General features: G+C 61.8%; 9 protein-coding genes. 4 read left to right on the top strand and 5 right to left on the bottom strand.

Going from position 1 to position 5,061, the window contains the following annotated elements:
• Positions 1-3: 3 nt before the first annotated feature.
• The gene (locus EN925_RS22965) at positions 4-645 is read right to left on the bottom strand and encodes a TetR/AcrR family transcriptional regulator (RefSeq protein ID WP_024502910.1); all 642 of its coding nucleotides are present in this window, start codon (positions 643-645) and stop codon (positions 4-6) included.
• A 126-nt stretch (positions 646-771) separates the two neighbouring features.
• Between EN925_RS22965 and EN925_RS22960 the strand changes: the two genes are divergently transcribed.
• Positions 772-1,251, top strand: a complete 480-nt coding sequence (locus EN925_RS22960; RefSeq protein ID WP_027162539.1) for an anthrone oxygenase family protein — start codon at positions 772-774, stop codon at positions 1,249-1,251.
• 21 nt (positions 1,252-1,272) lie between these two features.
• Complete coding sequence (locus EN925_RS22955) at positions 1,273-1,422, top strand: hypothetical protein (RefSeq protein ID WP_127369218.1); 150 nt, start codon at positions 1,273-1,275, stop codon at positions 1,420-1,422.
• A gap of 15 nt (positions 1,423-1,437) precedes the next feature.
• Here EN925_RS22955 and EN925_RS22950 read toward each other — a convergent pair whose 3' ends face one another.
• From EN925_RS22950 to EN925_RS22940, 3 genes are all read right to left on the bottom strand, one after another.
• Positions 1,438-1,734 carry a SelT/SelW/SelH family protein gene (locus EN925_RS22950; RefSeq protein ID WP_245460989.1) on the bottom strand — a complete coding sequence of 99 codons (297 nt, stop codon included), beginning with the start codon at positions 1,732-1,734 and terminating at the stop codon, positions 1,438-1,440.
• Positions 1,735-1,751: 17 nt separating this feature from the next.
• Positions 1,752-2,501: a YebC/PmpR family DNA-binding transcriptional regulator gene (locus EN925_RS22945; protein ID WP_127369216.1), complete on the bottom strand. Its 750-nt coding sequence runs from the start codon at positions 2,499-2,501 to the stop codon at positions 1,752-1,754.
• 213 nt (positions 2,502-2,714) lie between these two features.
• The gene (locus EN925_RS22940) at positions 2,715-3,038 is read right to left on the bottom strand and encodes a helix-turn-helix domain-containing protein (RefSeq protein WP_127369215.1); all 324 of its coding nucleotides are present in this window, start codon (positions 3,036-3,038) and stop codon (positions 2,715-2,717) included.
• 52 nt (positions 3,039-3,090) lie between these two features.
• On the opposite strand from EN925_RS22940, the gene EN925_RS22935 reads away from it, so the two are divergent.
• Together EN925_RS22935 and EN925_RS22930 are read left to right on the top strand one after the other, a co-directional pair.
• The gene (locus EN925_RS22935) at positions 3,091-3,573 is read left to right on the top strand and encodes an SRPBCC domain-containing protein (protein ID WP_013529111.1); all 483 of its coding nucleotides are present in this window, start codon (positions 3,091-3,093) and stop codon (positions 3,571-3,573) included.
• Between the two features lie 16 nt (positions 3,574-3,589).
• Positions 3,590-4,057 carry an SRPBCC family protein gene (locus EN925_RS22930; RefSeq protein WP_127369214.1) on the top strand — a complete coding sequence of 156 codons (468 nt, stop codon included), beginning with the start codon at positions 3,590-3,592 and terminating at the stop codon, positions 4,055-4,057.
• 166 nt (positions 4,058-4,223) lie between these two features.
• Here the strand turns inward: EN925_RS22930 and EN925_RS22925 are convergent, their stop codons facing one another.
• Positions 4,224-4,985: a TerC family protein gene (locus tag EN925_RS22925; protein ID WP_013529109.1), complete on the bottom strand. Its 762-nt coding sequence runs from the start codon at positions 4,983-4,985 to the stop codon at positions 4,224-4,226.
• Positions 4,986-5,061 lie beyond the last annotated feature (76 nt).

Below are 5,061 nucleotides of genomic sequence, written 5' to 3'. Positions count from 1 at the left end.
GTCCTACTCGGCCAGCAATTCCCTTAACGCCATGCGCTTGTAGGCGGCGACCAGCCTGTCGCCCTCCTGCCGCTCAACCGAGATCGCCAGCCGCATGGCGGCCTCGCCCATCTGCCAGACCAGAAACGCCGTGGTTTCCAGTGTCGCCGGATCGGCTGCCGGCCGCAGCCGTTTCAGCACCGCGCTGAGGAATTCGGCGTTGGCGCGGCTGTCGGCGAGTTCGAGCTGGCGCAGCGCCTTGTCGGCCTGCGTGCCCGACCAGATGTCGCGTATCACCGGCTCGGCCAGGAACAGCCGGTAATAGATGTCGACCAACTCTGAAAACGCGGACTGCAGGCCTTCGGCGTCGCTGATACCAGCCAGTGCTGCCGAAATGCAGGACTGGCTTTCGGCGGTGTAGCGCTCGGCCAGCGCCCAGATGATCGCCCGCTTGTCCGGAAAGAACTGGTAGAGCGACCCGATCGACACCCCAGCGCGCTCCGCCACCTCACCCATGCGCATGGCATCGCTGCCTTGCTCGGCGATCAGCGCCGAGGCAGCCGCCAGCATGCGCTCGACCCGCTCGCGGCTGCGCTGCTGGCTCGGCGCCCGACGCGGTGAAGCAGCCTGCTTCTGTGCGGAAACGGGGGTTGCCGCGTCTTCCATACCTGACTCCAAATGCCGCCAAAATCACTTGACTCGAGAAATACGAGGGTTTATCACGTTTTGCAAATGTGAGGATTAATCACGTTTATGCGGAGGAAAGCACAATGGGCATCTGGAGCAACTGACATGATCGCGAAACTTCTTCCCACTCTCATCTTCATTGCCGCACTTGGCTCAGGCGTCGTCGGCGGCGTCTTCTTTGCTTTCTCCAGCTTCGTCATGCCGGGCCTCGCCCGCATGCCAGCCGCAAGCGGCATTGCCGCGATGAATTCCATCAACGTCACAGCCGTGACGCCGCTGTTCATGACAGCACTGTTCGGCACGGCTCTCGTCTGCATCGTTGTCGCCATCGGTGCGGTGATCGGCTGGAACCAGCCAGGCTCGCTCTGGCTGGTTGCCGGCAGCCTGCTCTATCTCATCGGCATCGTGGTGGTGACGATGATCTTCAACGTCCCGCTCAACGATGCGCTCGCCGCCGTCGATCCGGCCAGCAGCAATGGCGCAAGCCTGTGGTCGCGCTACCTCAACGAGTGGGTGATGTGGAACCATGTCCGCACCATCAGCGGCATAGCCGCGCTGGCATCCTTCTGGTTCGCCGCGCGTTGAAAAGGATGGATGGAGCCACCGATGAAGGATCAATATTCGAATATGGCCTTCGGCATGGCAATCGGAGTTGGTGTCGGTGCCGCGGTCGGCACCGCTCTGGATGACCTTCCGATGGGCGTCGCCGTGGGTGTTGCGATTGGCGCCGCCTTCGGAGCGTGGCGACGCAAGTGACGGCAGCGGCGGCCTCTACGCCTTTGTCTTCCGATCGGAATGACCGAGGTCGCGGTCCGGATCAATGACATCGCGGACCAGTTGCTTCAGCTTGGCCGCGTCCGGAAAACCGCCGTCGCGCTTGCGCTCCCAGACAAGCACGTCATTGCAGGAAATGGTGAAGATGCCGCCGGTGCCCGGCACCAGCGTTACTTCGCCAAGGTCCGTGCCGAAGGTCGACAGCAGCTCCTGCGCCATCCAGCCGGCGCGCAACAGCCACTGGCACTGCGTGCAGTAGCTGATGCGGATGGCGGGGAGCACGCTTTCGCTCATGCCGGGCTGAGCTCCGCTCATGCCGCGCTGAGCTTGGCCATGGTCTCGTCGTCGACTTCGAAGTTGGCGTAGACGCTCTGCACGTCGTCGTCGTCCTCGAGCGTGGCGACCAGTTTCATCAGCGACTGTGCCCGCTCCTCGTCGACCGGAACGTTGTTCTGCGGCCGCCAGATCGGCTTCACCGATTCTGCCTCGCCGAGCGAGGTTTCCAGAGCCTTCGATACCTCACCGAGATTCTCGAAGGCGCAATAGATGGTGTGGCCCTCCTCGTCGGTTTCCACGTCGTCGGCGCCGGCTTCGATTGCCGCTTCCATGACCTTGTCGGCGCTGCCGGCCGATGCCGGATAATAGATCTCGCCGACGCGGTCCCACATGAAGGAAACCGAGCCCGTTTCGCCCATCGCGCCGCCGGCCTTGGTGAAGGCAGCACGCACATTGGACGCCGAGCGGTTGCGGTTGTCGGTCAGCGCCTCGACAATGACAGCGACGCCGCCCGGGCCATAGCCCTCATAGCGCACGGCTTCGTAATTCTCGGCATCGCCCATCGAGGCCTTGTTGACGGCGCGCTGGATGTTGTCCTTCGGCATCGACACCGCCTTGGCGTTCTGGATCGCCAGGCGCAAGCGCGGGTTCATCGATGGATCGGGCGTCCCGCTCTTGGCGGCGACGGTGATTTCGCGCGCCAGCTTGGAAAACATTTTCGACCGCACCGCATCCTGGCGGCCCTTGCGGTGCATGATGTTCTTGAACTGTGAATGGCCAGCCATGGCACCCCTGTCGTCTTCTCGGCTAGAGCATCCCGAAGCGAAGTGATCTGACCTCGTCTGCCGCAATGCCCGAATTCAAAATTTCAGAGCGTCCCAGGTGCACCTCTTGGAAGCACGGCGTTCTCTGTCGGAATGGCCGGCTTATAGATAAATCGGCTCAATTCGTCCAGCCGCACCGCGCACGGGACGCGCGCCATGGGCTGCAGCAAGCATTCACGCCTCCAGATCGGATTTCAGCCGGTCGATGATGCTGAGCGCATGGCCGGCATACTGGCTGATCCAGCGGTCGTGGATCTGCTTGATCGGCAGCGCGTTGAGATGGTTCCAGCGCTCGCGGCCGTCGCGCCGCGCAACGATCAGGTCGGCCTCCTCCAGCACCTTCAGATGCAGCATGACCGTGCAGCGATCGATATCGGGAAAGGCCTCGCACAGCGTGCCGGTCGTCTTCGGCGCGTCCTTCAGCTGATCCAGTATTTCACGCCGGCGCGGATGCGCCAGCGCCTTGAAAACATTGTCGTCTTGCGATCGGCTTGACATGTTATGTTTATATAACATATTGTTGAACCGATCAAGGGAAGGAGCTGTTGATATGTCACTTGGATTCAGTGTTTCCGGACGCATCGGCAAGCCGGTCGCCGACGTCTTCGACGCAGTCGTCAATCCGAAGAAACTGAGCGGCTATTTCACCACGATCGGCGGCGCCAGCGCCCCGCTGGAAGCCGGCGCCGGCGTCGTCTGGTGGGGCAAGGTGCCGGTTGAGGTCGACGAAGTGGTCAAGGACCGCCGCATCGTGCTGCGCTGGGATGCCACCGATGAGGACGGCAAGCCGGCCTACAAAACCCGCATCGAGATGAACTTCGAACCGCTGGACGATGGCGGCACCTTCGTCACCATCGCCGAGAGCGGCTGGCAGGAAGGCGCGGTCGGCCTGAAGAAGTCCTATCTCAATTGCGAGGGCTGGTCGCAGATGCTGGCCTGCATGAAGGCCTATGTCGAGTACGGCATCAATTTGCGCGACGGTTACTACCGCAGCGAGATGAAAGGCGAACCCGCCAACGAGACCAATATCTGACCATTAGGAGCATTCCATGGACATCCACGAAAAACCGACCGCCGAAGCCGGCATGCTGATCCGGCGGCCTGTCGCCGAAGTGTTCGAGGCCTTCGTCGACCCGGCCATCACCACAAAATTCTGGTTTACCCATAGCAGCGGCCGGCTGGACAGCGGCGAGCAGATCCACTGGGAATGGCGCATGTACGGCGTCTCGACGACGGTCGACGTCAGCGAGATCGTTCCGAACGAAAAGATCGTCATGCAGTGGAGCGATCCACCGACCACCGTGGTCTGGACTTTCACCGAAATGCCTGGCGAGACAACTTTTCTCGAGGTTCGCAATTTTGGCTTCGCCGGCGATGGCGACGGGCAGGTCAAAGAGGCCGTCGGCTCAACCGGCGGCTTCACGCTGGTGCTGGCCGGTGCCAAGGCGTGGCTGGAACAAGGCCTGACGCTCGGCCTGATCGGCGACCGTCACCCGAAGGGCGTGCCGGCTAACTGAACCGGCGGGCTTGGGATCGCCGCTTTTCCTGCTCACGACGAGCTTGAGCCCAATTCTCGGCCGGAGCTCCCGGAATGTCCAAGATATCGATCTCGCTGTCAGGCAATTCAGCCAGCTTGGCCAACTGATCGCGCTGATTCTGGCTAAGGTCCCTGCTGCTCATGCCTCAATGCCCGCCGCCCGGCTTCTTGCGCCGCCGCGCCAGCATGTTGAGCCCCTCGACCAATGCCGAAAAGCCCATCGCCGCATAGATGTAGCCCTTGGGCACATGGTAGCCCATGCCGTCGGCGATCAGTGTCATGCCGATCATCAAAAGGAAGCCCAGCGCCAGCATGACAATGCTCGGGTTCTTGGCGATGAAGTTGGCCAGCGGCCCGGCCGCCAGCATCATCACGCTGACCGCCACGATCACGGCGATGTACATGATGGCGATCTCGTCGGTCATGCCGACGGCGGTGATGATCGAATCGATTGAGAAGACCAGGTCGAGCAGCAGGATCTGGAAGATCGCGCCGGCGAGGCTGATCTGCAGCGTCTCGCCCATCATCGTATCCTTGTGGTCGTCGGGATCGACCGTGTGATGGATCTCCTTGGTCGCCTTCCAGACCAGGAACAGGCCGCCGGCGATCAGGATCAGGTCGCGCCAGGAAAAACCGTGGCCGAAGGCCGTGAACACCGGCGTGGTCAGCTGGACGATGATCGAAATGGTGGCCAGCAGCACCAGCCGCATGATCAGCGCCGCCGAGATGCCGAGCCGGCGGGCACGGGCCCGTTGTGCTTCCGGCAGCTTGTTGGTCAGGATCGAGATGAAGATCAGATTGTCGATGCCGAGCACGACCTCGAGCACAATCAGCGTCAGCAGCGCGACCCAGGCGGTTGGATCGGACACAAATTGAAAATGCGGCGCCAGGAATTCGATGAGCTGCATGGAGGTCGTCCCCTCTTTTAACGATCTAGAGCAGTGTCGCCGGCAGTTAGGTACTAAGCGTGCCTATACCAATGTC

This window comes from Mesorhizobium sp. M7A.F.Ca.US.006.04.2.1 (assembly GCF_004022915.1).
GTDB lineage: Bacteria > Pseudomonadota > Alphaproteobacteria > Rhizobiales > Rhizobiaceae > Mesorhizobium > Mesorhizobium ciceri.
Note: the sequence above shows the minus strand (reverse complement) of the source record. Positions and strands in the feature narration are given on the sequence as shown.

What these genes read in the sequence shown, in the direction of transcription:
- EN925_RS22940 (WP_127369215.1), bottom strand. Translation starts at nt 3,038, where the DNA reads ATGTCAAGCCGATCGCAAGACGACAATGTTTTCAAGGCGCTGGCGCAT.
- EN925_RS22945 (WP_127369216.1), bottom strand. Translation starts at nt 2,501, where the DNA reads ATGGCTGGCCATTCACAGTTCAAGAACATCATGCACCGCAAGGGCCGC.
- EN925_RS22950 (WP_245460989.1), bottom strand. Translation starts at nt 1,734, where the DNA reads ATGAGCGAAAGCGTGCTCCCCGCCATCCGCATCAGCTACTGCACGCAG.
- EN925_RS22930 (WP_127369214.1), top strand. Translation starts at nt 3,590, where the DNA reads ATGGACATCCACGAAAAACCGACCGCCGAAGCCGGCATGCTGATCCGG.
- EN925_RS22935 (WP_013529111.1), top strand. Translation starts at nt 3,091, where the DNA reads ATGTCACTTGGATTCAGTGTTTCCGGACGCATCGGCAAGCCGGTCGCC.
- EN925_RS22960 (WP_027162539.1), top strand. Translation starts at nt 772, where the DNA reads ATGATCGCGAAACTTCTTCCCACTCTCATCTTCATTGCCGCACTTGGC.
- EN925_RS22955 (WP_127369218.1), top strand. Translation starts at nt 1,273, where the DNA reads ATGAAGGATCAATATTCGAATATGGCCTTCGGCATGGCAATCGGAGTT.
- EN925_RS22965 (WP_024502910.1), bottom strand. Translation starts at nt 645, where the DNA reads ATGGAAGACGCGGCAACCCCCGTTTCCGCACAGAAGCAGGCTGCTTCA.
- EN925_RS22925 (WP_013529109.1), bottom strand. Translation starts at nt 4,985, where the DNA reads ATGCAGCTCATCGAATTCCTGGCGCCGCATTTTCAATTTGTGTCCGAT.